The sequence below is a fragment of the Rhizobium sp. RHZ01 genome (assembly GCF_014851595.1).
Taxonomy (GTDB): domain Bacteria; phylum Pseudomonadota; class Alphaproteobacteria; order Rhizobiales; family Rhizobiaceae; genus Rhizobium; species Rhizobium altiplani.
The window spans coordinates 24,653-49,730 of the sequence record NZ_JACUZZ010000033.1; the positions used below are offsets into that span (position 1 = coordinate 24,653).

General features: G+C 59.6%; 20 protein-coding genes. 16 read left to right on the top strand and 4 right to left on the bottom strand.

The features are described from left to right. Positions 1 to 19 precede the first annotated feature (19 nt). The 13 genes from IB248_RS26490 (at position 20) to IB248_RS26550 (ending at position 14,992) form a co-directional block, all read left to right on the top strand. Positions 20 to 1,594 (top strand): ABC transporter ATP-binding protein, encoded by a 1,575-nt coding sequence (locus IB248_RS26490; protein ID WP_026371498.1) that lies wholly within the window; start codon positions 20 to 22, stop codon positions 1,592 to 1,594. Beyond that, positions 1,584 to 2,669 carry an ABC transporter permease gene (locus tag IB248_RS26495; protein WP_025660975.1) on the top strand — a complete coding sequence of 362 codons (1,086 nt, stop codon included), beginning with the start codon at positions 1,584 to 1,586 and terminating at the stop codon, positions 2,667 to 2,669. Before IB248_RS26490 ends, IB248_RS26495 begins: the two co-directional genes overlap by 11 nt. Then, positions 2,666 to 3,586, top strand: coding sequence for an ABC transporter permease (locus tag IB248_RS26500; RefSeq protein WP_018855016.1), 921 nt, complete (start codon positions 2,666 to 2,668; stop codon positions 3,584 to 3,586). Before IB248_RS26495 ends, IB248_RS26500 begins: the two co-directional genes overlap by 4 nt. A 50-nt stretch (positions 3,587 to 3,636) precedes the next feature. Then, entirely contained in the window at positions 3,637 to 4,710 is a 1,074-nt protein-coding gene (locus tag IB248_RS26505) for a BMP family ABC transporter substrate-binding protein (RefSeq protein WP_018855017.1), read from the top strand. Positions 4,711 to 4,858: 148 nt separating this feature from the next. Then, positions 4,859 to 5,821 carry a galactofuranose ABC transporter, galactofuranose-binding protein YtfQ gene (gene ytfQ, locus IB248_RS26510; RefSeq protein ID WP_018855018.1) on the top strand — a complete coding sequence of 321 codons (963 nt, stop codon included), beginning with the start codon at positions 4,859 to 4,861 and terminating at the stop codon, positions 5,819 to 5,821. Between the two features lie 123 nt (positions 5,822 to 5,944). Further along, positions 5,945 to 7,468, top strand: a complete 1,524-nt coding sequence (gene ytfR / locus IB248_RS26515; protein WP_169683837.1) for a galactofuranose ABC transporter, ATP-binding protein YtfR — start codon at positions 5,945 to 5,947, stop codon at positions 7,466 to 7,468. Continuing rightward, positions 7,465 to 8,484 (top strand): ABC transporter permease, encoded by a 1,020-nt coding sequence (locus IB248_RS26520; RefSeq protein ID WP_192241905.1) that lies wholly within the window; start codon positions 7,465 to 7,467, stop codon positions 8,482 to 8,484. The genes ytfR and IB248_RS26520 overlap by 4 nt, the downstream gene beginning before the upstream one ends. Then, a complete protein-coding gene (gene yjfF, locus IB248_RS26525) occupies positions 8,481 to 9,449 on the top strand; it encodes a galactofuranose ABC transporter, permease protein YjfF (protein WP_018855021.1) in 969 nt (322 codons plus the stop codon). The genes IB248_RS26520 and yjfF overlap by 4 nt, the downstream gene beginning before the upstream one ends. Before the next feature lie 15 nt (positions 9,450 to 9,464). After that, on the top strand, positions 9,465 to 10,217 hold the full coding sequence (locus IB248_RS26530) for a FadR/GntR family transcriptional regulator (protein ID WP_025660978.1): 753 nt from the start codon (positions 9,465 to 9,467) through the stop codon (positions 10,215 to 10,217). Positions 10,218 to 10,299: 82 nt separating this feature from the next. Next, positions 10,300 to 11,661, top strand: a complete 1,362-nt coding sequence (glmU, locus tag IB248_RS26535) for a bifunctional UDP-N-acetylglucosamine diphosphorylase/glucosamine-1-phosphate N-acetyltransferase GlmU (RefSeq protein ID WP_018855023.1) — start codon at positions 10,300 to 10,302, stop codon at positions 11,659 to 11,661. A 104-nt stretch (positions 11,662 to 11,765) separates the two neighbouring features. Next, a complete protein-coding gene (gene glmS / locus IB248_RS26540; RefSeq protein ID WP_169683838.1) occupies positions 11,766 to 13,592 on the top strand; it encodes a glutamine--fructose-6-phosphate transaminase (isomerizing) in 1,827 nt (608 codons plus the stop codon). Positions 13,593 to 13,712: 120 nt separating this feature from the next. Next, positions 13,713 to 14,417, top strand: a complete 705-nt coding sequence (locus tag IB248_RS26545) for a DUF502 domain-containing protein (RefSeq protein WP_018855025.1) — start codon at positions 13,713 to 13,715, stop codon at positions 14,415 to 14,417. An 89-nt stretch (positions 14,418 to 14,506) separates the two neighbouring features. Continuing rightward, entirely contained in the window at positions 14,507 to 14,992 is a 486-nt protein-coding gene (locus IB248_RS26550) for a GNAT family N-acetyltransferase (RefSeq protein WP_018855026.1), read from the top strand. A 33-nt stretch (positions 14,993 to 15,025) separates the two neighbouring features. Here the strand turns inward: IB248_RS26550 and recG are convergent, their stop codons facing one another. Further along, positions 15,026 to 17,131, bottom strand: a complete 2,106-nt coding sequence (gene recG / locus IB248_RS26555; RefSeq protein WP_113470411.1) for an ATP-dependent DNA helicase RecG — start codon at positions 17,129 to 17,131, stop codon at positions 15,026 to 15,028. 92 nt (positions 17,132 to 17,223) lie between these two features. Between recG and IB248_RS26560 the strand changes: the two genes are divergently transcribed. Next, entirely contained in the window at positions 17,224 to 17,538 is a 315-nt protein-coding gene (locus tag IB248_RS26560) for a succinate dehydrogenase assembly factor 2 (RefSeq protein WP_018855028.1), read from the top strand. Beyond that, the gene (mfd, locus tag IB248_RS26565) at positions 17,538 to 21,044 is read left to right on the top strand and encodes a transcription-repair coupling factor (RefSeq protein WP_192241906.1); all 3,507 of its coding nucleotides are present in this window, start codon (positions 17,538 to 17,540) and stop codon (positions 21,042 to 21,044) included. The genes IB248_RS26560 and mfd overlap by 1 nt, the downstream gene beginning before the upstream one ends. Before the next feature lie 4 nt (positions 21,045 to 21,048). Here mfd and IB248_RS26570 read toward each other — a convergent pair whose 3' ends face one another. Beyond that, complete coding sequence (locus IB248_RS26570; RefSeq protein ID WP_192241907.1) at positions 21,049 to 21,720, bottom strand: DsbA family oxidoreductase; 672 nt, start codon at positions 21,718 to 21,720, stop codon at positions 21,049 to 21,051. 88 nt (positions 21,721 to 21,808) lie between these two features. After that, positions 21,809 to 23,614, bottom strand: coding sequence for an extracellular solute-binding protein (locus IB248_RS26575; RefSeq protein ID WP_192241908.1), 1,806 nt, complete (start codon positions 23,612 to 23,614; stop codon positions 21,809 to 21,811). A gap of 267 nt (positions 23,615 to 23,881) precedes the next feature. On the opposite strand from IB248_RS26575, the gene IB248_RS26580 reads away from it, so the two are divergent. Further along, positions 23,882 to 24,538 (top strand): invasion associated locus B family protein, encoded by a 657-nt coding sequence (locus IB248_RS26580; protein WP_018855032.1) that lies wholly within the window; start codon positions 23,882 to 23,884, stop codon positions 24,536 to 24,538. A gap of 115 nt (positions 24,539 to 24,653) precedes the next feature. Here the strand turns inward: IB248_RS26580 and hspQ are convergent, their stop codons facing one another. Next, on the bottom strand, positions 24,654 to 24,983 hold the full coding sequence (gene hspQ, locus IB248_RS26585) for a heat shock protein HspQ (protein ID WP_025660985.1): 330 nt from the start codon (positions 24,981 to 24,983) through the stop codon (positions 24,654 to 24,656). Positions 24,984 to 25,078: the final 95 nt, after the last annotated feature.

A 25,078-nucleotide genomic window follows, 5' to 3' on the forward strand; every position in this document is an offset into this window, starting at 1 on the left:
AGAGAGAAATGAGGGGAACGTGTCGTTATCTGATGTGCCGGGTTCCGGCGCGTTATTGTCTGTCCAGCAACTGACGAAACTCTTCGGCAGCTTTGCTGCCTGCAACCACATCGACCTCGATATCGCCCACGGCGAAATCCATGCTCTCCTTGGTGAAAACGGCGCCGGCAAATCGACGCTCGTCAAGATGCTGTTCGGCGTACTCGAACCGACCGAGGGCCATATCCTGTGGGAGGGCCAGCCGGTTTCGATCGGTTCGCCGGGTGATGCCCGCAAGCTCGGCATCGGCATGGTCTTTCAACACTTCTCGCTCTTCGAGGCGTTGACGGTTGCTGAAAACATCGCGCTTTCCCTTGATGACAGCATTCCGATCGGCAGGATTGCGGAAGAAGCAAGGGCGCTCTCGCGCGCCTATGGATTGCCGCTCGACCCTCATGCCCACGTCGCCGATCTTTCCGTCGGCGAACGCCAGCGCATCGAGATCGTGCGTGCGCTGCTGCAAAACCCCAAACTCATTATCCTCGATGAGCCGACTTCGGTGCTGACGCCGCAGGAGGCCGACAAGCTTTTCGAAACACTCTTCAAGCTGAAGGCGGAGGGCAAATCGGTCCTCTACATCAGTCATCGGCTCGAGGAGGTTCAGCGCATCTGCGACCGGGCGACCGTGTTGCGCAACGGAAGCGTCACCGGCGCCTGTGATCCACGCCAGGAAACGCCTGCCTCGCTTGCCCGCATGATGGTTGGCAGCGACGTCGCAACCGTCACTCATCCCGATCGTGGCAACAAGGGCGACGTGCAGCTTTCCGTCAGCAATCTTTCCGTCTCCGCCCGCACGCCCTTTGCCATGCCCCTCAAGGACGTATCCCTGACGGTTCGGTCGGGCGAGATCCTGGCGATTGCGGGTGTCGCCGGCAACGGCCAGGGCGAACTTTTCGATGCGCTCTCTGGAGAGTATCCCGTGAGCTCGCCGGATGCGATCACCATCCGCAAGAAGGCGGTGGGCACCCAGGGTATCACGGCACGGCGTCTGCTTGGCGCCGGGTTCGTGCCGGAAGAACGCCATGGCCATGCGGCCGTCTCAGCCATGAAGCTTTCCGACAACCTTGTGCTGGCGCGAAGCCAATCCGACCGCAGGGGCTTCCTCGGTGGTTCTTTTCTCAAGGTGATCCGTCGCGGTGCCGTCAAGACCGCGACAAAGCGGATTGCCGACGCGATGGACGTGCGCAAGAGCGGAGAGGACCCTGCGGCAGGATCGCTTTCTGGCGGAAACCTGCAAAAGTTCATCGTTGGGCGTGAACTCGACCGACAACCGGCGGTTCTCGTTGTTAATCAGCCGACGTGGGGCGTCGACGCGGGAGCCGCGAGTCGCATTCGTCAGGCCCTCGTCGATCTGGCGCGCAACGGCTCGGCAGTCGTCGTCATCAGCCAGGATCTTGACGAAATATTTGAAGTCGCAACGGAGATTGCCGTGATTTCTGAGGGGCGACTTTCGCAACCCTTCCCGGCGGGAGAACTGTCTCGAGAGAAGATTGGCCTTCTGATGGGCGGCCTGCACGAAGGCAAGACCGCGTCGGAGACGGCCAATGCGCATTGAGCTCGAGAAGCGGCCGCAAGCGTCGAAGCTCTATGGTTTCGTCTCACCGTTACTGGCATTGGTGCTGACGCTGATTGCCGGCGGGATCATGTTCGCCATTTTGGGCAAGAACCCCGTCGAAGCGCTGGATGCCTTCTTCCTCGAACCCTTGCTGGAAGTCTGGTCGCTGCATGAGCTTGCCGTTAAGGCAGCGCCCCTGATCATGATCGGCGTCGGGTTGGCGGTCTGCTATCGTTCCAATAACTGGAATATCGGCGCCGAGGGTCAATTTACGATCGGCGCGATTACTGGCTCGATCCTGCCGATCGTATTTACAGAATGGCATTCGCCTCTCGTGCTGCCCTTGATGCTTGTCATGGGTGCGATCGGCGGTGCGTTGTTTGCGGCCATTCCAGCGCTGCTGAAGGCGCATTTCAATACCAACGAAATCCTGACGAGCCTAATGCTTGTCTATATTGCGCAGCTGTTTCTGGATTGGCTGATCCGCGGCGCCTGGCGCAATCCGCAAGGCTTCAACTTTCCCGAAAGCGTGCCGTTTCCACCCGAAGCCACACTGCCGGCGATCTGGGAAGAGTCCGGCCGCGCCCATTGGGCATTCGTGTTCGCGATTGTTGCAGCGCTTCTCGTCTGGTTCATGCTGAAATACACGCTGAGAGGATTCGAGATCGTGGTGCTCGGCCAGTCCGAGCGGGCAGGGCGCTTCGCCGGCTTTTCGTCCAAGAAGATGATCTGGTTCAGCTTTCTGTTCTCGGGGGCACTTGCAGGACTTGCCGGCATCTCCGAAGTATCGGGATCGATCGGACACCTGCAGCCTGCGATTTCTCCAGGCTACGGCTTCACGGCGATCATTGTCGCGTTTCTCGGACGCCTGAACCCACTCGGCATCATCGCATCCGGCCTTGTGCTCGCGCTGACTTACCTCGGCGGCGAGGCGGCGCAGCTTTCGCTCGGCGTATCCGACAAGGTCACCCGCGTCTTCCAGGGCTTGCTGCTCTTCTTCGTGCTCTCCTGCGACACGCTCATCTACTACAAGATCCGTATCGTCTGGTTGCGGGTCCGGGGAGGCGTCGCGTGAGCATCTTCGAAGCTATTCTGCTGACCGTCATCACAGCGTCCACACCTCTCGTTATTGCAGCCTTGGGCGAACTCGTCGCCGAACGATCCGGTGTTCTAAACCTCGGCGTCGAGGGCATGATGATCATGGGGGCCGTCGCTGCCTTCGCCAGCGCTCAGATTTCGGGGTCTCCCTATATCGGGCTGCTGGGCGGCATTGTCGCCGGCGCACTGTTTTCACTGCTGTTCGGTTTCCTTACCCTCACGCTGGTCGCAAACCAGGTGGCGACTGGCCTGGCGTTGACGATCCTCGGCCTTGGGGTGTCGGGAATGCTGGGTGAGGGCTATGTTGGCGTACCGGGCGTTCGCCTCGCGCCGATCGTCATTCCCTACCTCTCCGACATTCCGCTCATCGGATCCGTCCTGTTCAGGCAGGATCTGACATTCTACCTGTCGCTGGCTTTGCTCTTCGGCGTGAGCTGGTTCCTGTTCCGCAGCCGCACCGGCCTGAAGCTGCGCGCGATCGGCGACAGTCACGGTTCAGCGCACGCTCTCGGCATCAGGGTCATCCGCACGCGCTACCTCGCCGTGATGTTCGGTGGTGCCTGCGCGGGGCTCGCCGGAGCGCAGCTTTCCCTCGTTTATACGCCGCAATGGGTGGAGAACATGTCTTCCGGCCGTGGCTGGATCACACTCGCCCTCGTCGTCTTCGCATCCTGGCGTCCATGGCGGGTTTTTGCGGGTGGCTACCTCTTCGGCGCGGTCACGATCCTGCAGCTTCATGCACAGGCTTTTGGCGTTGGAATTCCGGCCCAATTTCTGTCGATGCTCCCTTATGCTGCCACTATTGTGGTCCTTGTCATCATTTCTCATAATCGCCGTACGACGTTGATCAACACGCCTGCGTCGCTGGGAAAACCGTTCGTGCCGGAGCGCTAAACAGAAGAATGAGACGCGCTTCCGGAAATTACAAACTAACAGGGGTTATCATGAAAAAACTCGCATTTGCATTTGCCGCATCAGCTGCCGCGGTCCTGAGCGTCGGTTCGTCCGCGCAGGCCGCTGACAAGACCAAGGTCTGCTTCGTCTACGTTGGGTCACACACGGACGGTGGTTATTCCCAGGCTCACGATCTCGGTCGCCAGCAGATCCAGAAGGAATTCGGCGATAAGATCGACACGCCCTACCTCGAAAACGTACCGGAAGGCCCCGACGCCGAGCGTGCGATCGAGCGTCTGGCGCGTTCGGGCTGCAAGCTGATCTTCACGACGTCCTTCGGCTTCATGGATGCCACCGTGAAGGTCGCCGCCAAGTTCCCGAACGTGAAGTTCGAACACGGCACCGGCTACAAGTCCGGCCCGAACCTCGCGACCTATAACTCGCGCTTCTACGAAGGGCGCTACATCCTCGGCCAGATCGCAGCCAAGACGTCGAAGAACCACGGTGCTGCTTACATCGCCTCATTCCCGATCCCGGAAGTGGTCATGGGCATCAACGCCTTCGAACAGGGTGCCCGCTCCATCGATCCGGACTTCAAGCTGAAGGTCATCTGGGTGAACACCTGGTTCGACCCGGGCAAGGAAGCCGATGCAGCAAAGGCCATGGTCGACCAGGGCGTCGACGTGCTGACGCAGCACACGGATACCACCGCTCCGATGCAGGTTGCCGAGGAACGCGGCATTCATGCGTTCGGCCAAGCCTCCGACATGATCGCAGCCGGCCCGAAGGCTCAGCTGACGGCGATCGTCGACACCTGGGGTAACTACTACTCCAAGCGCGTTCACGCGCTGCTCGACGGCACCTGGAAGTCCGAGCAGAGCTGGGACGGCCTGAAAGACGGCATCCTCAAGATGGCCGACTACACCAACATGCCTGACGACGTGAAGAAGATGGCTCAGGATACCGAAGCCAAGATCAAGTCGGGCGAGCTTCACCCCTTCACCGGCCCGATCAACAAGCAGGACGGCACCCCGTGGCTGAAGGCTGGCGAAAAGGCTGACGACGGCACGCTGCTCGGCATGAACTTCTACGTCGAAGGCGTCGACGACAAGCTGCCGAAGTGATTTCGTCAGGCAATTAGCACGTGCGAAAAGGCGCTCGTTTTGAGCGCCTTTTTTTATTTGCACCGCATACCAGAAAGTGCATTTACAAAAGTAATACTATATGATTTTTTCTCGGTGTGCCGCGTGGAGGCGGCTTTGGGAGGATATAATGAAATTGAAGACTGCACTCTTGAGTGCTACGATTCTGGCTGCCTGCATGTTCGGTTCTGCATCGGCTGCGGAACTGGTCGTCGGCTTTTCGCAGATCGGTTCTGAATCGGGTTGGCGCGCTGCTGAAACCACCGTCACGAAGGAAGAAGCCAAGAAGCGTGGCGTTGACCTGAAATTTGCTGACGCTCAGCAGAAGCAGGAAAACCAGATCAAGGCGATCCGCTCCTTCATCGCCCAGGGCGTCAACGCTATCTTCCTGGCGCCCGTCGTCGAGACCGGCTGGGACGCTGTTCTGAAGGAAGCAAAGGAAGCTGAAATCCCCGTAATACTGCTCGACCGGACGATCAAGGCGCCTGAAGACCTCTACCTGACCGCTGTCACTTCGGATCAGGTTCATGAGGGCAAGGTTGCCGGCGACTGGCTGGTAAAGACCGTCGGCGACAAGGCTTGCAAGATCGTCGAACTCCAGGGAACGACCGGCTCTTCCCCCGCCATCGCTCGTAAGAAGGGCTTCGAAGAAGCCATCGCCGGCAAGGCAAACTTCAAGATCGCTCGCAGCCAGACCGGTGACTTCACCCGCACCAAGGGCAAGGAAGTCATGGAAAGCTTCCTGAAGGCCGAAAACGGCGGCAAGGATATCTGCGCCCTCTACGCTCACAACGACGACATGGCCGTGGGCGGCATCCAGGCGATCAAGGAAGCCGGTCTGAAGCCGGGCAAGGACATTCTGGTCGTCTCGATCGACGCCGTGCCAGATATCTTCAAGGCCATGGCAGCCGGCGAAGCAAATGCGACCGTGGAACTCACGCCGAACATGGCTGGTCCCGCATTCGACGTCCTCGACGCATACCTGAAGGACAAGAAGGCTCCGGCGAAGTGGATCCAGACGGAATCCAAGCTCTACACGCCGGCTGACGACCCGACGAAGGTCTACGAGTCGAAGAAGAACCTCGGCTACTGATTTTTGACGCTCGAACCGCACCGGTCCATCATGGACCGGTGCGGAACTGCCGCCTGCCAATCAGGACCTCATGTCCTTCAATGCCGCGGCACCGCAAGGCCTGTATCAGGAAAAGCCGCACTCATGATTCACGATTTTGAGACCGTTCTAGCCGCTTCCGGTATTTCGAAATTCTTCCCGGGTGCCATTGCGCTCGATAAGGTCGACTTCTCGCTGCGTAAGGGCGAGGTGCATGCGCTTCTCGGCGAAAACGGCGCAGGAAAGTCGACGCTGATCAAATGCATCACCGGTGCCTACCACCGCGACCAAGGCCGGCTCGTTCTCGACGGCGCTGAAATCAGTCCGTCCGATACGCTCGCGGCTCAGAAACTGGGCATCGGGACTGTGTATCAGGAGGTCAATCTCCTCTCCAATCTGAGCGTCGCTGAGAACCTCTATCTTGGCCGCCAGCCGAAGCGTTTCGGCATGATCGATGTGCGTGCGATGAACCGACAGGCACGGTTGCTGCTTGATCAGTATGGGATGGACATCGATGTGACCGCGCAACTCGATCGGTTTTCGGTCGCCGTGCAGCAGGTCGTGGCGATCGCGCGGGCTGTCGATTTATCCGGCAAAGTTCTCATCCTCGACGAGCCAACCGCAAGCCTCGACACGCAAGAAGTCGCGATGCTCTTTCGCATCATGCGTGACTTGAAAGACCGCGGCCTTGGAATTGTCTTCATTACACATTTTCTCGAACAGGTTTACGAGGTCAGTGACCGCATCACGGTCCTTCGAAACGGCAAGCTCGTCGGCACCCGTGAGACATCCGAGCTGTCTCGCCAGAGCCTGATTTCAATGATGCTCGGCCGTGAACTGGCAAAGGCCGAGGCCACCGCCCGGGCGCACTCCGTTGCTGCCGGTCCCGTGAAATACAGCTTCGAGGGTTATGGCAAGCGCGGCAAGGTGAAGCCGTTCGATCTCGAGGTCCGTGTCGGCGAGGTGGTGGGCGTTGCCGGCTTGCTCGGGTCGGGACGCACGGAGACCGCCGAATTGCTGTTCGGGATCGAGCATGCCGACAGCGGAACCGCTAAGGTCGACGGTAGGCAGGTTAGTCTGTCGAACCCGCGTGCTGCGATCCGCAACGGCTTCGGCTTTTGTCCGGAGGATCGTAAGACGGACGGGATCATCGGCGACCTGTCCATTCGCGAGAACATTGCGTTGGCGCTGCAGGCGCGTAGAGGCTGGGCCCGACCGATTTCTCGCGCCGATCAGAACGCCTTGGCCGACCGCTACATCAGCGCACTCGACATCCGTACGACGGACAGGGAAAAGCCCATCCGTCTGCTGTCAGGCGGCAATCAGCAGAAAGCGATCCTTGCACGCTGGTTGGCCACCAATCCCGACTTTCTCATTCTCGACGAGCCGACCCGCGGCATCGACGTCGGAGCGCATGCCGAGATCATCCGCTTGATCGAAGAACTGTGCGCGAATGGCATGTCGCTGATCGTGATTTCTTCGGAATTGGAAGAGCTTATCGCCTATAGCTCACGTATTTTGGTGCTTCGTGACCGCGAACATGTCGCTGAGCTGACAGGTGACAATGTCAGCACCGCGCGCATCGTCGACGCAATCGCCGCAGCCCAGAAAGAGACGGAGGACGCATGAAGTCGTCACTCAATGCCTTGTTGACCCGGCTTGCGCCGCAAATTATCGCGCTTGCGGTCATTCTCCTATTGAATTTCATTATGTTCCCTCAGTTTTTTAATGTTGTTATTCAGAATGGCCGGCTTTACGGCAGCCTGATCGACGTACTGAACCGCGGCGCGCCGGTCGCTTTGTTGGCAATCGGCATGACCCTCGTGATCGCTACGAAGGGGATTGACCTCTCGGTCGGTGCCGTGATCGCGATCTGCGGCGCGGTTGCCGCATCATCCATCGTGTCCGGCCATTCGCTTGCTTCGACGCTGCTGGTAACGATCGGCGTCGGACTGCTTTGCGGTGTATGGAACGGATTCCTGGTCGCGTTGCTCAACATCCAGCCGATCATCGCCACGCTTGTGCTGATGGTCGCTGGACGCGGGATCGCGCAGCTCGTCACCGAGGGTGTAATCATGACCTTCAACGATGAAGGGCTGATCGCACTCGGCAGCGGCGCATTTGCTTTCCTACCCATGCCCGTTATCATCTGGCTGGTCGTGGGGGCCCTGGTGATCCTCCTCGTGAGACGCACAGCGCTTGGCATGCTGATTGAAGCAACCGGTATCAATCGACGTGCAAGCACGTTGTCGGGTGTGCGCACGCCTGTGCTGCTGATGGCCGTTTATATGTTGAGCGGCCTTTGCGCCTCGATTGCCGGGATCATTGTCGCAGCCGATATCAAGGGCGCAGATGCGAACAATGCCGGTCTCTGGCTTGAACTCGACGCGATCCTGGCGGTCGTGGTCGGAGGCAACTCGTTGCTTGGAGGGCGTTTCAGCATTCTGGGTTCTCTGATCGGTGCAATGATCATTCAGGCGGTCAATACTGGCATTCTTCTCTCGGGCTTCCCGCCTGAGTTCAACCTGATCATCAAGGCGGTGATCGTCATCGTGATCCTCGTCATTCAGTCGCCTGCGGTCCAATCGGCCGCCGTGGTCCTGAGCCGGCGATCGAGCCGCGTCACGGAAGGGGAGGTTCAATGAACTCGAAATATCTGCCGCTTCTGGCAACGGTCGTGATCTTCGTTCTCTCTTATGCGATCTGCACGCTGCAGTATCCCAATATTCTGTCGACCCGCGTAATCGGCAATCTTTTGACCGACAACGCCTTTCTCGGGATTGCAGCAGTCGGCATGACCTTTGTCATTATCTCCGGCGGCATCGACCTGTCGATTGGCTCTGTCATTGCGTTTACCGGTGTGTTCCTGGCAGTCGTCCTCCAGAACACGACCATCCATCCGCTCGTCGCGTTCGCATTGGTCCTGATCATCACGACCGTGTTCGGCGCCGTAATGGGTGCTATCATTCACTATCTGGAAATGCCGGCCTTTATCGTGACGCTCGCAGGCATGTTTCTTGCGCGTGGCATGGCTTTCGTTCTGTCGATCGACAGCATTCCGATCAATCACGACTATTACACCACGTTGACGAGCCTCTATTACAAGCTGCCAGGTGGGGGGCGTTTGACGCTGATCGGCGGCATCATGCTTCTGGTCTTTGTCGGCGGCATATTCCTGGCGCACCGCACCCGCTTCGGGACCAATGTCTACGCACTAGGCGGCGGTTCGCAAACAGCGCAACTCATGGGCGTCGCCGTGGGCCGCACCACGATACAGATCTACGCATTATCCGGTTTTCTTGCTGGCCTATCCGGAATCGTTTTTTCGCTCTATACGTCAGCCGGTTATTCTCTGGCAGCAGTCGGCGTTGAGCTGGATGCGATCGCAGCAGTTGTCATTGGGGGGACGCTGTTGACCGGAGGGGCGGGATTCGTAGCGGGTACCTTCATCGGTATCCTGATACAAGGCCTCATTCAGACCTACATCACCTTCGACGGGACGCTGTCGAGCTGGTGGACGAAGATCTTGATCGGCCTATTGCTTTTTGCATTTATTCTAATGCAGAAGGTTATTCTCTTCCTTTCCAGTATGAATAAGAGGTATGCCTGAACGGGGAGGTATTCGTTGCGTAACAGATTGCTTGAGACCGGAAGAACAGCGCGCAAATCGCGAACGAGCCACGCCCAGGTCGTGGATGGCCTTGGCAGGGCGATTGTTGCCGGAACCTATCCTGTCGGAAGCATTCTGCCGGGCGATGCCGAACTCGCGCAACACTTCAAGGTCTCGCGGACGGTCCTTCGGGAAACGATGAAGACGCTTGCCGCAAAAGGCATGATCATCGCCAAGGCCCGTGTCGGAACACGCGTGACGAAGAAAAACTTCTGGAACATGTTCGACAGCGAGATCATAGCTTGGCATTTCGACTGTGGCGTGACGGAAGAATTCCTGTTGCAGCTTTACGACATTCGGATGGCCTTCGAGCCATTTGCCGCGGGTCTCGTAGCGGAGCGGGCGAGCAAGGAGGATATTGAAAATCTGCGCGCGCTAGCGACGGAGATGGCAGCCCCGGGTCATACCAGCGAAAGCCTCGCCTTGGCCGATCTGCATTTCCACCTCGCCATAGCCGATGCCTCTCACAACCCGTTCATGCGAACACTAGGGAGCTTGATCGAAGCTGCGTTGGTTGGGATGTTTCGTATCAGTACGCCCCCCTCGCAGAACGGCTTCTCAGATATTGCGGACACGCATATGCGCATCGTGGAGGCGATCGTTGCCGGCGACATCGATGGCGCTCGAAAAGCGATGGAGGCCGTGATTGTCGACGGCCGGGATCACGTCCGCGAGGCCTATGCGGCGATGAGCAGAGAATCCGCCTGATCCATTTTTGATCTTTGTCCTGCCTTTGTCTTGCTGCTATGAGGCAGCAAAGGCCGCACATAACGGATTCTCGGAGCACATCATGGAACGCACTTGCCTCGCCATCATTCTCGCTGCGGGTGACAGCACGCGAATGAAGTCGTCGAAATCGAAAGTGCTGCATCCAATCGCGAACCGCCCGATGATCGCCCATGTCTTGGATGCCGTGGCAAAAAGCGACATCTCATCGGTCGCGCTGGTCGTTGGGCGTGATGCCGACGAAGTGGCGAAGGCGGCCCAGGTCGAAGGTGTCAAAATCGAGACCTATCTGCAAAAGGAGCGGCTCGGCACCGGTCATGCGGTGTTGGCAGCGCACGATGCTATTGCTCGCGGATATGACGATATCATCGTGACCTACGGCGATGTGCCGTTGCAGACCGAAGGGCCACTCAAGGCAGCACGTCAGGGCCTTGCCGAGGGCAGCGATGTCGTAGTCATCGGTTTCCACACCGACAAGCCGACCGGCTACGGCCGGCTGCTCGTCAAGGACGGCGAACTGATCGCCATCCGTGAGGAACGAGATGCCGCCGATGCCGAGCGTGCCGTGAAATGGTGCAACAGCGGCCTGATGGCGATCAACGGCCGTAAGGCGCTCGAGCTCCTGTCTCGCATCGGCAACGCCAATGCCAAGGGCGAATACTATCTGACCGACTTGGTGGAAATCGCTCACTCCATTGGGGGCCGCGTTACGGCTGTCGATGCTCCTGAAATTGAGATGACTGGCTGCAACAATCGCGCGGAGCTCGCCGTGATTGAGCGGCTCTGGCAAGAACGCCGACGCGACGAGATGATGATATCAGGCGTGACGATGATCGCGCCGGAGACTGTGTTTCTTTCCTACGATACAACCATCGGGCAGGACGCGCTGATCGAGCCGAATGTGGTATTCGGTCCCGGCGCGACGATCGACGGCGGCGCAATCATTCATGCCTTCTCACATATCGAAGGCGCGCATGTCAGTGCCGGCGCAATCGTTGGTCCCTTCGCCCGCTTGCGGCCCGGCGCCGACCTCGCCAACGGCTCGAAGGTCGGCAACTTCTGCGAAGTCAAGAATGGGAAGATCGGTGAGGGCGCCAAGGTCAATCACCTGACCTACATCGGCGACGCGAAGGTCGGAGCTGGCGCGAATATCGGTGCAGGCACGATCACCTGCAACTATGATGGCGTAAACAAACATCAGACGCTGATCGGCGCGAACACCTTCATTGGATCAAACTCCTCGCTTGTGGCGCCCGTCAGCATTGGCGACGGTGCCTACATAGCCGCTGGCAGTGTCATCACTGCGGATGTTCCTGCCGATGCGCTGGCCCTTGGCCGGGCGCACCAGGAGCTGAAGCCGGGCAGGGCTGCCGTGCTCCGCGAACGCGCATTCGCGATTAAGGCTGCAAAGAAGGCCAAACCATAGGCTTCCGCGTAACGCGTGGAAACCGAAAGTGACCGCCGAGGCCATTGAGAAAAAAGACGGAATCGTTACGAGTGGCCTCTGAACAGAAGGCTTTGGGGGTGTTTATGTGCGGTATTGTTGGAATCGTTGGCAGCAGCCCGGTTGCGGGGCGTCTCGTGGATGCGCTGAAGCGGCTCGAGTACCGCGGCTATGACTCTGCGGGCGTTGCGACGATACATAACGGCGAGATGGCTCGTCGTCGCGCCGAGGGTAAACTCTTCAATCTCGAGAAGCGCCTGGACGGTGACCCTCTGCCGGGAACGATCGGCATTGCGCACACGCGCTGGGCTACGCATGGCATTCCCAACGAGACCAACGCTCACCCGCATTTCGTCGAGGGCGTCGCGGTCGTCCATAACGGCATCATCGAGAACTTCTCCGAACTGCGTGAAGAGCTGATCGCCGAAGGGGCCGTCTTCGGGACGCAGACCGACACGGAAGTCGTCGCCCATCTTATTGCGAAGTATCTCCGTGACGGCCTCGAGCCGCGCGCCGCGATGCTAAAGATGCTGAACCGGGTAACAGGCGCATATGCTCTTGCGATCATGCTCCAAAGCGATCCGGGCACGCTCATGGCGGCACGGTCCGGCCCGCCGCTTGCCGTGGGTTATGGCTCCGGCGAAATGTTCCTCGGCTCGGATGCGATTGCGCTTTCCCCCTTCACCAACGAGATCACCTATCTCGTCGATGGCGATTGGGCCGTGCTTACGCGAAACGGCGCGACAATCCTCGACTTCGCAGGTAACGAGGTAAAGCGCCCCCGTCAGATATCACAGACGACCGCCTATGTGGTGGACAAGGGCAATCACCGCCACTTCATGGAAAAGGAAATCTATGAGCAGCCCGAGGTCATCTCGCATGCCCTCAGCCACTACGTAGATTTTTCCAGCAACACGATCAGCGACAGCATCAATGCGATCGATTTCAAGGCGACCACCGGCCTGGCGATCTCCGCGTGCGGAACCGCATATCTCGCGGGGCTTGTAGGCAAATACTGGTTCGAGCGTTACGCCCGTCTGCCCGTCGAGATCGACGTCGCCTCCGAGTTTCGTTATCGCGAGATGCCTCTGTCGCCTTCGCAGGCTGCGCTTTTCATCTCGCAGTCAGGCGAGACGGCGGACACGCTGGCGTCGCTTCGTTACTGCAAGGAGAGCGGGCTGAAGATTGGCGCAGTGGTCAACGTCAAGGAATCGACCATTGCCCGTGAGTCGGATGCAGTCTTCCCGATCATGGCAGGCCCGGAGATCGGCGTTGCCTCCACCAAAGCCTTCACCTGCCAGTTGGCCGTCCTTGCCGCGCTCGCACTCGGCGCAGGCAAGGCGAGGGGAACGATCGGCGCAGAGCAGGAAAGGGAGCTGGTCCGCCATCTCGCCGAAATGCCGCGCATCATGAGCCGCGTGCTGAACCTCATCCAGCCGCAGATGGAGAGCCTGTCGCGCGAACTTTCGAAGTGCCGGGATGTCCTCTATCTCGGTCGCGGCACGAGCTTCCCGCTTGCGATGGAAGGGGCGCTTAAGCTCAAGGAAATCTCCTATATCCATGCTGAAGGTTACGCCGCAGGCGAACTCAAGCACGGACCGATTGCGCTGATCGACGAAAACATGCCTGTTATCGTGATTGCGCCGTTTGACCGCTTCTTCGACAAGACTGTCTCGAACATGCAGGAAGTTGCCGCACGCGGCGGACGCATCATCTTCATTACCGACGAGGCGGGCGCGGCGGCATCGAAGTTGCCGACTATGGCGACGATCGTGCTTCCCGATGTCAACGAGATCATCGCGCCGATGATCTTCTCCCTGCCGATCCAGCTGCTTGCCTACCATACGGCCGTTTTCATGGGCACGGACGTCGATCAGCCGCGCAATCTGGCGAAGTCGGTCACGGTGGAGTGACCGCTTGTTCGCCTCCAGGAGGCTTGTATGGCTTGGTAGTTTCTGGCAGCTTTCTGATAGGAAAGCACGGGGGAGCTGATTTCTGATAGCCGGCCTGCTCAACGGAGTTATCAGTACGCGATGAAGGAAAAACTGCCCCGATTGCCTATAGCCACTCGCCTTAGGAACGACTTCCTGGCGGGGCTGATTATTTGTGCGCCGGTCGCGATTACGCTTTGGCTGACGTGGTCGGTCGTGCGGTGGGCGGATAGCTGGGTCAAACCCTACCTACCGGCGCGCTATGACCCGGATAACTACCTTAACTTTGCGGTGCCAGGGTCCGGCCTGCTGATAGCACTCGTCGCGATCACGCTTATCGGATTCCTCGGCAAGAACCTCATCGGCCAGAGCATCGTTCAGTTCAGCGAATCGCTTGTTCGCCGCGTGCCGCTGGTGCGGAGCATCTATCAGAGCGTGAAGCAGATTTTCGAGACGGTGCTGAAGGACAAGACGAACTCCTTCAAGAAGGTCGGCCTCATCGAATATCCCAGCCCCGGCCTCTGGGCGCTCGTTTTCATTTCGACGGATGCCAAAGGCGAGATCGCGACAAAGTTCAAGGCGATGGGTCAGGACATGGTCTGCGTGTTCCTGCCGCCGACCCCGGTGCCGACGGCCGGATTTCTGATCTTCACGCCGCGCGAAAAGATTGTGCCGCTCGACATGTCACCGGAGGACGCGGCGAAGCTCCTGATCTCCGGTGGTCTCGTCACGCCCGAAGAGCTTGCCGGGCGCATGAAAAAACAGGAGCGGACACGCAAGCCGCTGCCGGCGCCGATCGAAATGTAACTTCCGCTCCTGCTTGGCCCGTACGCGAGATCACGTCTGTTGGTTCCGCCATGTTGCCATGCGATGGCGGTTGAAGGATGACATACGCAATGCTGATCAGACCAGCCACCGCGGAAGACCGTTCCTCCATATGGACCATCATCGAGCCGACGATCCGCGCGGGGGAGACCTACACGCTCGATCGCGACATGAGCCAGACCGATGCCCTCACTTACTGGCTGGGGCCGGACAAAGAGACCTTCGTCGCCGAAGACGAAAGTGGCGAGATCCTCGGTACTTATTACCTCCGCGCCAACCAGGCGGGCGGTGGTGCACATGTCTGCAATTGTGGCTACATGACCGCTGCTGCCGCGGCAGGCAAGGGCGTGGCGCGACAGATGCACGAGCACTCGCTCGTCCGCGCCCGCGAGCGTGGTTTCCGGGCGATGCAGTTCAACTTCGTCGTCAGCGCCAACGAACGCGCCGTTCGTCTCTGGGAAACATTGGGCTTTGAGACGGTCGGCCGCTTGCCCGGCGCCTTCGAGCACCCGACAAAAGGCTACGTTGACGCTCTCGTGATGTTCCGGACGCTGTAAGACGGCTTCGGCGCGCTGTGGGCCGGGCTCGGCTCACCCTGCATGCAGGAAGCGGATCGCCTCGTCGCGGCGGAAAAGGTAGAGCAGGGAGCGTACTGCCTTGCCACGCTCGCTGGTGAGATCGGGGTCGCGCTCGATCAGGTAGGCCGCATCGCGGCGGGCGATTTCCAGCAGGTCGGCATGTGCCTCGAGGCTCGCGATGCGAAAGCCTGGGGTTCCCGACTGGCGCGTGCCGAGCAATTCGCCTTCGCCGCGCAGTTTCAGGTCTTCCTCAGCGATGCGAAAACCGTCTTCCGTTTCACGCATGATCGACAGGCGCGCATGACCAGTTTCGCCCAGTGGCCCCTTGTAGAGCAGGATGCAGGTCGAAGCCTCGTCACCGCGCCCTACGCGTCCGCGAAGCTGGTGAAGCTGCGCCAAGCCGAAGCGCTCGGCATGCTCGATCACCATGATCGTCGCATCGGGAACATCGACGCCGACTTCCACCACTGTTGTTGCGACTAGGAGGCGGATTTCGCTGTTCTTGAACGCCATCATTACGGCATCCTTCTCCGGGCCGCTCATGCGGCCGTGGATCAGGCCGATGGCGCCGCCGAGCGACGAAACGAGCGTTGCATGACGCTCCTCGACCGACATCAGGTCGCTCTCCTCGGACTCCTCTACAAGCGGGCATATCCAATAAGCTTTCTTGCCCTCCGCCAAGGCGCTCTTAAGGCGCCCGACGATCTCGCCGATACGTTCGGTCGGCACTGTGATCGTCTGGATCGGCTTCCGTCCGGCCGGCTTCTCCGTCAGCTTGGAGACGTCCATGTCGCCGAAGGCAGCCAACACCAGTGTGCGCGGTATCGGCGTCGCGGTCATGACGAGCATATGAGGTGTGATGCCCTTCGCAGTCAGCCGCAGGCGCTGGTGGACGCCGAAGCGGTGCTGCTCGTCGACGACAGCCAACATGAGGTTGCGGTAGTTGACGCTGTCCTGGAAGAGGGCGTGGGTGCCGATGACGATCTGCGCCTCTCCGGATGCGATCCTCTCGAGAATATCTTCACGTTCGCGGCCCTTGGTGCGGCCGGTAAGAACCTCGATTCCGAGGCCTGCGGAAGCGGCAAATTTGGAGATCGTCGCATGGTGCTGGCGGGCTAGAATTTCCGTCGGCGCCATGAGGACGGCCTGACCGCCACTTTCAATCACGGCTGCCATCGACATGAGGGCAACCAGGGTCTTACCGGAGCCAACGTCGCCTTGAAGAAGGCGGAGCATGCGGTCCTCGCCGGCCATATCCTTCAGGATGTCGGCGACCGCCGCATTCTGGCTGTTCGTCGGCGAAAACGGCAGAGCCTGCAGGATCTGCCTGCTGACTTGACCGGTGGCGTGTACGGGCTGGCCGGCAACCTTGCGCAATCGTTGGCGAACGAGGCTCAGCGATAGTTGGCCCGCGAGAAACTCGTCATAGGCAAGCCGGCGGCGGGCAGGGGCTTGTGCATCGATATCCGAGGGATCGCGCGGTTCGTGTAGTCCATGGAAAGCGTCTGATATCGAGGGCAGACCCTGCTTCTGCGCAAGAGCGAAGTCGATCCATTCCGGCATTTCCGGCGCGCGCGGCAGCGCCGCTTCGATGATCTTGCGCAATGTCTTCGGCGAAAGACCAGCTGTGAGCGGATAGATCGGCTCGACGAGGGGCAGGTTCTCAGCTTCGCTGGCCTTCACAATGTAGTCGGGATGGACCATCGACGCGCGACCGTTGAACCAGTCGATCTTGCCGCTGACGGTTACCTCCTCGTCCAACGGCAGCTGCTTTTCCAGCCAAGCCGCCTGGCCGCGAAAGAAGACAAGGGTCAGTTCGCCGGTTTCGTCGTGCAGCGTGACGCGATACGGAATGTTGCTCTTGCCGCGCGGCGGCGCCTGGTGACGATCGACCCGCGCCGTGACGGTGACGATTGCACCTTGCGGGGCGCGGGCGATACCCGGTTGGTTTCGACGGTCGATCAGCGAGTGCGGCGCATGAAACAGCAGATCGACGACGCGCGTATCTTCGGGCGTCTCGCGCCCAAGCAGCTTCACCAGCAATTCGGCGATCTTTGGGCCGACGCCGGGCAGGGCGGAAACGGGCGAAAACAGCGGATCGAGAATGGCTGGGCGCATTGCCGCAAAATGCGATGAACAATGCGGCCTTGGCAAGGCTGACAAGCTGCTTTCGAGGGTCTATAGAGGCGCATCAACAGGAAGGTAAAGCCATGACGGGTGTGTCACTCTCGAGCGCCGATCTTGATCCGCGCCGCCGCCGAATCCTCTTTCGCTGCTGGCATCGCGGCATCCGCGAAATGGATCTGGTCTTCGGGCAGTTCGCCGAGAAGGAGATCGCCACCCTGTCCGAGACCGAACTCGACGAGTTCGAAACCATCATGGCCGAAGAGGACAACGATCTCGTGCGCTGGATCATGGGAACATGGCCGGTGCCTGAGCGTTTCCAGACGCCGATGTTTGCGCGCCTTGCCGCTTACAAGCCCGATTTCGAATATCCAGCCGACGCCCTGCCCAGGAATGCCTAATGACCTCAGGTTTTGACGTAAGGAAGCTGTCAGCCGTCGCCGAGCCGCTGACAATCGGCAATGTGCCGACAGGTATGGAAGCTTTGTTGCTGGCCGACCTGGCGCGCGCCGGAGAGCCGGTCGCTTACGTGCTTTCCGACGGCCAGCGGATGGTGGACCTTGAGCAGATGCTGGGCTTCGTTGTGCCGGAGATCCCGGTTCTGACCTTGCCGGCCTGGGACTGTCTTCCTTACGACCGCGTTTCCCCGAGCGCCGATACGTCGGCACGCCGTCTCGCGGCGCTGGGCGGCCTGATCGCGCATCACAAGAAGCCACATGCCGCGATCGTGCTGGTGACAGTCAATGCAATGCTGCAGAAAGTCGCCCCACAAGAGATTATCGAAAGCCTTGCCTTCTCAGCTCGCCCCGGAAATACGGTGCGCATGGACGATGTTGCCGGGCGCCTTGAACGCAACGGCTTCGACCGCGTCGCAACGGTTCGCGAGGTCGGCGAATATGCGGTGCGCGGCGGTATTCTCGACGTCTTCGTGCCGGGCTCCGAGGAGCCTGTTCGCCTCGATTTCTTCGGCGACACGCTGGAAAGCATCCGAAGCTTTGACCCGGCAAGTCAGCGCACCACAGGGCAGGTGCGCTCCCTCGACCTCAACCCGATGAGCGAGGTCACACTGACGCCCGATACGATCAGCCGTTTCCGGAAGAATTACCTCTCTTCCTTCGGCGCGGCGACACGCGACGATGCGCTTTATCTCGCCATATCGGAGGGCCGACGCTACCCAGGCATGGAGCATTGGCTGCCGCTTTTCTACGAGAAGCTGGAGACGGTATTCGACTATCTCAAAGACTTCCGGATGGTCACCGATCATACTGTGCGCCAGGCCGCCGAGGAACGGTCCAAGCTCGTCTTCGACTACTATGACGCCCGCCTCAGTTCCGGGCAGCCCAGCAAGGGACAGATGGCGCAAGGGACACCCTACAAGCCCGTGACGCCCAGCCAACTCTACCTGGACGGAAAGACGTTCGCCAGCACGCTCGACGCGTTCAACGCGATGCGAATCTCGCCCTTTAACGAGCATGAGGGAGAGGCGCGGCGTGTGATCAATCTCGACGCGCGGCAAGGCGAGCGCTGGGCACGCTCGAATGCCGAGGGTGGCGGCAATGCCGAGCGGATCAATGTGTTCGACGCTGTCGTGAAGCATATTGCCGACAAGCGCTCGGCTGGCGCGAAGGTCCTGATTTCCGCCTGGTCGGAAGGTTCGCTGGAGCGTCTGCTGCAGGTGCTGAGCGAACACGGGCTCGAGCGCGTGAAGCCGGTCGGCGCGCTGAAGGAGATGGATGGCCTTGCCAAAGGCGAGGCGGCTGCCGGCGTGCTCAGCCTCGAATCCGGATTTGAAGTCGGCAATCTCGTCGTCATCGGCGAACAGGACATTCTCGGCGACCGCATGGTGCGGCGTTCGAAGCGACGCAAGCGCGCCGCCGATTTCATCTCCGAAGTTGCCGGGCTCGACGAAGGTTCGGTCGTCGTCCACGCACAGCACGGTATCGGTCGGTTTGTCGGCCTGAGAACGATCGAAGCGGCGGGCGCACCGCATGCCTGCCTCGAACTGCAATACGCAGACGACGCGAAGCTGTTCCTGCCGGTCGAGAACATCGACCTTCTGTCGCGCTATGGCGGAGAGGGGACGGAAGCGCAACTCGACAAGCTCGGCGGCGGCGCATGGCAGATGCGCAAGGCCAAGCTCAAGAAGCGGCTGCTCGATATGGCGGATGGGCTGATCCGTATCGCAGCTGAGCGACTGACGCGGCATGCGCCCGTGCTAACGACGCCGGAAGGGCTTTACGACGAGTTTGCCGCGCGCTTCCCTTACGACGAGACGGAGGATCAGGATAATGCCATCGAGGCTGTGCGCTCCGACCTTGGAGCCGGTCGGCCGATGGATCGCCTCGTTTGCGGCGACGTCGGTTTCGGCAAGACTGAGGTGGCGCTTCGTGCTGCCTTCGTTGCGGCGATGAACGGCATACAGGTTGCCGTCGTCGTGCCGACCACACTGCTAGCGCGCCAGCACTTCAAGACCTTCGCCGAGCGGTTCCGCGGCCTGCCGGTTCGCATCCAGCAAGCCTCACGCCTCGTCGGGTCGAAGGAATTGGCGTTAACGAAGAAGGAAGTAGCAGAGGGCAAGACGGATATCGTCGTCGGCACCCATGCGCTTCTTGGTGCCGGGATCAAGTTTGCCAATCTCGGGCTGCTGATCATCGACGAAGAGCAGCATTTCGGCGTCAAGCACAAGGAACGCTTGAAGGAGCTGAAAAGCGATGTCCATGTGCTGACGCTCTCGGCGACACCGATCCCGCGCACGCTGCAGCTCGCGATGACTGGGGTGCGCGAGCTGTCGCTGATCACGACGCCGCCGGTCGACCGCATGGCGGTTCGCACCTTCATTTCGCCCTTCGATTCGCTTGTCATCCGCGAAACGCTGATGCGCGAGCACTATCGCGGTGGCCAAAGCTTCTATGTCTGCCCGCGGCTTGCCGATCTGGAGGATGTGCATGCCTTCCTGCGGTCGGATGTACCGGAGCTGAAGGTCGCGGTCGCGCACGGCCAGATGCCCGCCGGCGAGCTTGAGGACATCATGAACGCCTTCTACGAGGGCCGCTATGACGTGCTGTTGTCGACGACGATCGTGGAATCGGGACTCGACGTGCCAACGGCCAATACGCTGATCGTGCACCGCGCCGACATGTTCGGCCTGGCGCAGCTCTACCAGCTGCGTGGTCGCGTCGGACGTTCGAAGGTGCGCGCCTTTGCGCTCTTCACGCTGCCGGTCAACAAGGTGCTGACGGCGACGGCGGAACGGCGCCTCAAGGTGCTGCAGTCGCTCGACACGCTCGGCGCCGGCTTCCAGTTGGCCAGCCACGATCTCGACATCCGCGGCGCAGGAAACCTGCTCGGCGAAGAGCAGTCCGGCCACATTAAGGAGGTCGGCTTCGAGCTCTACCAGCAGATGCTGGAAGAGGCGGTGGCCGAGGTGAAGGGCGTCGACGAAATCCAGGATACCGGCTGGTCGCCGCAGATCTCTGTGGGCACGTCGGTGATGATCCCCGACGGTTACGTGCCGGACCTGCATCTGCGCATGGCACTCTATCGCCGCCTCGGCGAGATCACGGAACTGAAGGAAATCGATGCCTTCGGCGCAGAAATGATCGATCGCTTCGGCCCCATGCCGATCGAGGTCCAGCACCTTCTAAAGATCGTGTATGTGAAATCGCTCTGCCGGGTCGCCAACGTGGAGAAGCTGGATGCAGGTCCCAAGGGGGTGGTCATCCAGTTCCGCAATAAGGAGTTTCCGCATCCAGCGAACCTGGTTGGCTACATCGCCAAGCAGGGGACCATGGCAAAGATTCGGCCGGACCAGAGCGTCTTCCTCACACGCGATCTGCCGACGCCGGAAAAGCGGCTGCAGGGCGCAGCCGTTATCATGACGCAGCTTGCGGAAATGGCGAAGGGGTAAGGGCTCAGTTCATGCCGGCGCGCGCTTCCGCCTTCGCCTTGGCGATGTCGCGAAGCGCGCCTGCCAGAACGTCCGGCGTCTGAGCGCCGCTGACGGCGTATTGCTGATCGAAGATAAAGAACGGCACACCGTTCACGCCCATCTTCTGCGCCGCCTCGATCTCTTCGACCACCAGGACCTTATCGGCATCGGAGGCGAGCAGCGACGCAGTGACCGTGCGGTCAAGGCCTGCCTTCTCGGCAACGTCGAGCAGCACGGCATGATCGCCGACATTGCGGCCTTCCTCGAAGTTCGCCTTGAACAGGCCGTTGACGACCTTGTCCGCCTTGTCGCGGTCCTCAACCATTGCCCAATGGATCAGGCGATGCGCATCCAGCGTATTCGGGCCGATCTTGATCGCGTCAAAATCGAACTTGATGCCGACTTCACGACCAAGCTCAGTCAGCATCTTGTGTCCTTGGGCAACGCGCTCGGCACCGCCAAGCTTCTCCTCCAGCGCCTTCTTCTGGTCGACGCCATCAGGCGGATAATCGGGGTTGAGGCGGTAGGGGCGCCAGTTGATATCCACGCCGACATCGTCCTGAACTTCAGCGATCGCAAGCTCGAGCCGGGCCTTACCGAGATAGCACCACGGGCAGACGACGTCGGAGACAACGTCGATGGTAATGCGTTCCATGGGCTTTTCCTTCTTTCTCAAATCGAAACCTTCCCGCCATCTAGTCCCTGCGGCGGGCGACTTCAACCAGGCAGAAAAAAGGAACCTGCTATTGGACGCTCTGATCCCACCATGCCGGCAACTGGTAGCCATAGAGCGGCACGGAGTCCGGATGAGCGATGCGCTTGCTGCGCGCAACCCACTGCTGATCAACATGGTAAAGCGGCAGGACATAGTGCCCCGACAGCAACATCCGATCATGAGAACGCACCGCCGCGGTAAAGTCTTCAGCCGACCGGGCCATAAGGATGTGCTGGATCAGCGTATCGATGTCAGGGTCGGAAACTCCGGCGAAATTGTCTGTGCCTTCGCGCTCCTTGGCCGCGGAAGACCAACGTCCGAGCTGTTCGATGCCCGGCGAGAGGGACGACGTATAGGACTTGATGATCACGTCATAGTCGAAGCTGCTCGTGCGGCTCTGATATTGGGAATCGTCCACCGTGCGGATGGTCGCGACAATGCCGAGCAGTTGCAGTGAACGCTGATAGGAGACTGCGAGCTTCTCCTGGTCGGTGTTCTGCGTCATGATCTCGAAAGCAAGCAGACGTCCGTCGGTGTCGCTCATCTTGCCATTCTTGATCGTATACCCTGCTTCCTTGAGGAGCGCGGCTGCCTGCTTCAGGACATTGCGATCGCGGCCCGATCCGTCGGTGACTGGGAGCTTGTAGGTGCCATCCAGGATCGCTGGATCGATTCGATCCTTGATCGGGCCGAGAAGCTTCAGCTCGCGTTCGTCCGCCGGCACCCCGAAACTCGACAGATCCGAGTTCTGCCAGAAACTCGCAGTGCGGATATAAGCGTTCGAGAAGAGGTTCTTGTTCGCCCATTCGAAATCGAAGACCAGCGACAGCCCCTCGCGAAGCTTCGCGTTGGCAAAGACCGGCCGCCGGGTGTTGAAGACGAAGCCGAACATGCCGCTCGGCAGCTTGGGTTCGAACGTATCCTTGAGGACGTTGCCTGAGGTCACTGCCGGGAAATTGTAAGCACTTGCCCAATGGCCGGGACTTCCGTCCGGATAGATATCGATGTCACCCTTCTTGAAAGACTCGAACAGGGTGGTGTCCTGCAGGAAATACTGCACCGTTATCTGATCGTAGTTGTCGAGCCCAACCTTGGCCGGAATGTCCTTGCCCCAGTAATTGGGATCGCGTTCGAAGGTGATGCTCTCGCCGGGCTTCAAAGACTTGATCTTGTAAGGACCAGATCCCACGGGAGGTGTGAGCGTCGAACGATCGAATGTCTCTGGATCGATGGCATGTTTCGGCAGGATCGGCGTGGAGCCGGCCAAAATCATCGGGAATTCGCGATCAGCCTTGTCGTTGAAGGTGAAACGAACGCTGTGGTCGCCCACCTTCTCCATCTTCTCGACCGCATTCAATCGCGTGCTGAAGGGAACGCGCCCCTTTTCCTTGAGCAGATTGAGAGTGAAAATCACATCATCGGGCGTCACCGGCTGCCCGTCCGACCATTTGGCGGCTGGATTGAGATTGAACTGGATAAACGTCCGGTCTTCGTCCCATTCGACGGACTCTGCCAGCAGGCCGTAGAGGGCGAAGGGTTCGTCGCGCGAGCGCAGCATCAGCGTCTCGAAAACGAGATTTCCGTACTCCGGATCCCACATGCCGCGCGCCGTCGTGCGCATGCTTTTCAAGATAAAGGGATTGAGGCTGTCGAAGGTCCCGACGACGCCATAACTGATCTTCCCACCCTTTTTCACATCGGGATTGACGTAAGGAAGGTGCTTGAAATCGGCGGGCAGGGCCGGCACGCCATGCATCGCGATGCCATGCACCGGCTCAGCGAGAGCCGCGCTGCCAACGAGTGTAAAAATGACGGGAAGAACGATCCGAAGCATCGTTGAGGTCCTTTCAGGGAACGGCACGATTCGGCGCAAGACTATCATGCAGCCACCGCAGTTCACCATCCGCGCCGAATTCTTTCGGATGACCCCGAAAAGGTCAAAGAAATACTGGATATCTGGCCCGACGCAATGTAACAGGGGAACCCGAAGTCGGGGGGTCATGCATTTGCCTCATTGTTCTAAGAGGTGGATTGCGAACAACCCTGTTGGTGAGGATGGCACGTTGTCGTCCCTAAGGGATTTCAGGAGACGGAATTCGTTATGATGTTCAAGGCTGAAAACAAAACGCGGGCAGCCCTGTCCGTTCTGGCAGTGATGCTCGGTGCTGCAGCAGCTCCCGTATCGTCCTTCGCGCAGGATGCAGCGGCCTCCGCCGACCCGGCTACTGCTGCCGGCGCCCCGCGTCTCGGCTGGTACAAGACCTGTAGCAAGCAGGAAGACAATGATGTCTGCGTCGTTCAGAACGTTGTTCTCGCAGGCGGCGGCCAGCTCGTCACGGGCGTTGGCCTCATCAGCGTTTCCGGCAAGATCAACAACAAGAGCCTTCAGGTTTCGGTTCCGCCGGCTCGTCTGATCCCGCCAGGTGTCGCGATGCAGATCGACGGCGGCAAGGCCCAGAAGATCGACTACCTGATGTGCATGCCCGACCGTTGTGTCGCCCAGATCCCGCTGACTGACGCCATGGTCGCCAGCCTGAAGAAGGGCACCGATCTGGTTCTCACCTCGATCAACTTCCGCCGCGCGCCGAACCCGATAAAGATCTCGCTCGAAGGCTTCACCGGCGCCTTTGATGGCGAACCGGTTTCCGCTTCCAAGCTTGCTGAGAGCCAGAAGAGCCTGCAGGACAGCATGCAGAAGAAGGCTGACGAAGCCCGCAAGAAGCTTGAAGAGGCCCAGAAGGCTGCCAAGGCTCAGTAATTCTGAGCCATCGGATTCGCAAAGAACCCGGCCTTGCGCCGGGTTTTCTGTTACACGACCCAAGCAAAGAAAAACCCCGCGGGAGGAGCGGGGTTTTGAATGATATTAGCGGACGTTAGTGGGCCAAGTTCATCTTGGGTTTGAACTGCCCCGTCGGTGCCATATCGAAAATCTGATAGACCTGTTCGTTACGGAGCGGTACGCCGCTTTCATCGTTGATCAGGTTCTGCTCGGATACGTAGGCAACGTATTCGTTTTCATCATTCTCGGCCAGCAGATGGTAGAAGGGTTGATCCTTGCTGGGGCGCACTTCGGCGGGAATGGAGTTCCACCATTCTTCCGTATTCGCGAATTCCGGATCGACATCGAAGATCACGCCGCGAAACGGAAATACCTTGTGCCGAACCACTTCACCGATACTGAACTTTGCTACTCTTTCTTTCATGGTACGACTTCCTTTCATCACCTGATTTGGTGATTGGCCCCGCTCAAATCAAGATTTTTGCGGGATCTCGTCACATGAGTGTCACATCCGCTATC

Coding starts and splice junctions, on each gene's coding strand:
- IB248_RS26495 (WP_025660975.1), top strand. CDS start 1,584: ATGCGCATTGAGCTCGAGAAGCGGCCGCAAGCGTCGAAGCTCTATGGT.
- IB248_RS26505 (WP_018855017.1), top strand. CDS start 3,637: ATGAAAAAACTCGCATTTGCATTTGCCGCATCAGCTGCCGCGGTCCTG.
- ytfQ (WP_018855018.1), top strand. CDS start 4,859: ATGAAATTGAAGACTGCACTCTTGAGTGCTACGATTCTGGCTGCCTGC.
- ytfR (WP_169683837.1), top strand. CDS start 5,945: ATGATTCACGATTTTGAGACCGTTCTAGCCGCTTCCGGTATTTCGAAA.
- IB248_RS26520 (WP_192241905.1), top strand. CDS start 7,465: ATGAAGTCGTCACTCAATGCCTTGTTGACCCGGCTTGCGCCGCAAATT.
- yjfF (WP_018855021.1), top strand. CDS start 8,481: ATGAACTCGAAATATCTGCCGCTTCTGGCAACGGTCGTGATCTTCGTT.
- glmU (WP_018855023.1), top strand. CDS start 10,300: ATGGAACGCACTTGCCTCGCCATCATTCTCGCTGCGGGTGACAGCACG.
- glmS (WP_169683838.1), top strand. CDS start 11,766: ATGTGCGGTATTGTTGGAATCGTTGGCAGCAGCCCGGTTGCGGGGCGT.
- IB248_RS26545 (WP_018855025.1), top strand. CDS start 13,713: ATGAAGGAAAAACTGCCCCGATTGCCTATAGCCACTCGCCTTAGGAAC.
- IB248_RS26550 (WP_018855026.1), top strand. CDS start 14,507: ATGCTGATCAGACCAGCCACCGCGGAAGACCGTTCCTCCATATGGACC.
- recG (WP_113470411.1), bottom strand. CDS start 17,131: ATGCGCCCAGCCATTCTCGATCCGCTGTTTTCGCCCGTTTCCGCCCTG.
- IB248_RS26560 (WP_018855028.1), top strand. CDS start 17,224: ATGACGGGTGTGTCACTCTCGAGCGCCGATCTTGATCCGCGCCGCCGC.
- mfd (WP_192241906.1), top strand. CDS start 17,538: ATGACCTCAGGTTTTGACGTAAGGAAGCTGTCAGCCGTCGCCGAGCCG.
- IB248_RS26570 (WP_192241907.1), bottom strand. CDS start 21,720: ATGGAACGCATTACCATCGACGTTGTCTCCGACGTCGTCTGCCCGTGG.
- IB248_RS26575 (WP_192241908.1), bottom strand. CDS start 23,614: ATGCTTCGGATCGTTCTTCCCGTCATTTTTACACTCGTTGGCAGCGCG.
- IB248_RS26580 (WP_018855032.1), top strand. CDS start 23,882: ATGATGTTCAAGGCTGAAAACAAAACGCGGGCAGCCCTGTCCGTTCTG.
- hspQ (WP_025660985.1), bottom strand. CDS start 24,983: ATGAAAGAAAGAGTAGCAAAGTTCAGTATCGGTGAAGTGGTTCGGCAC.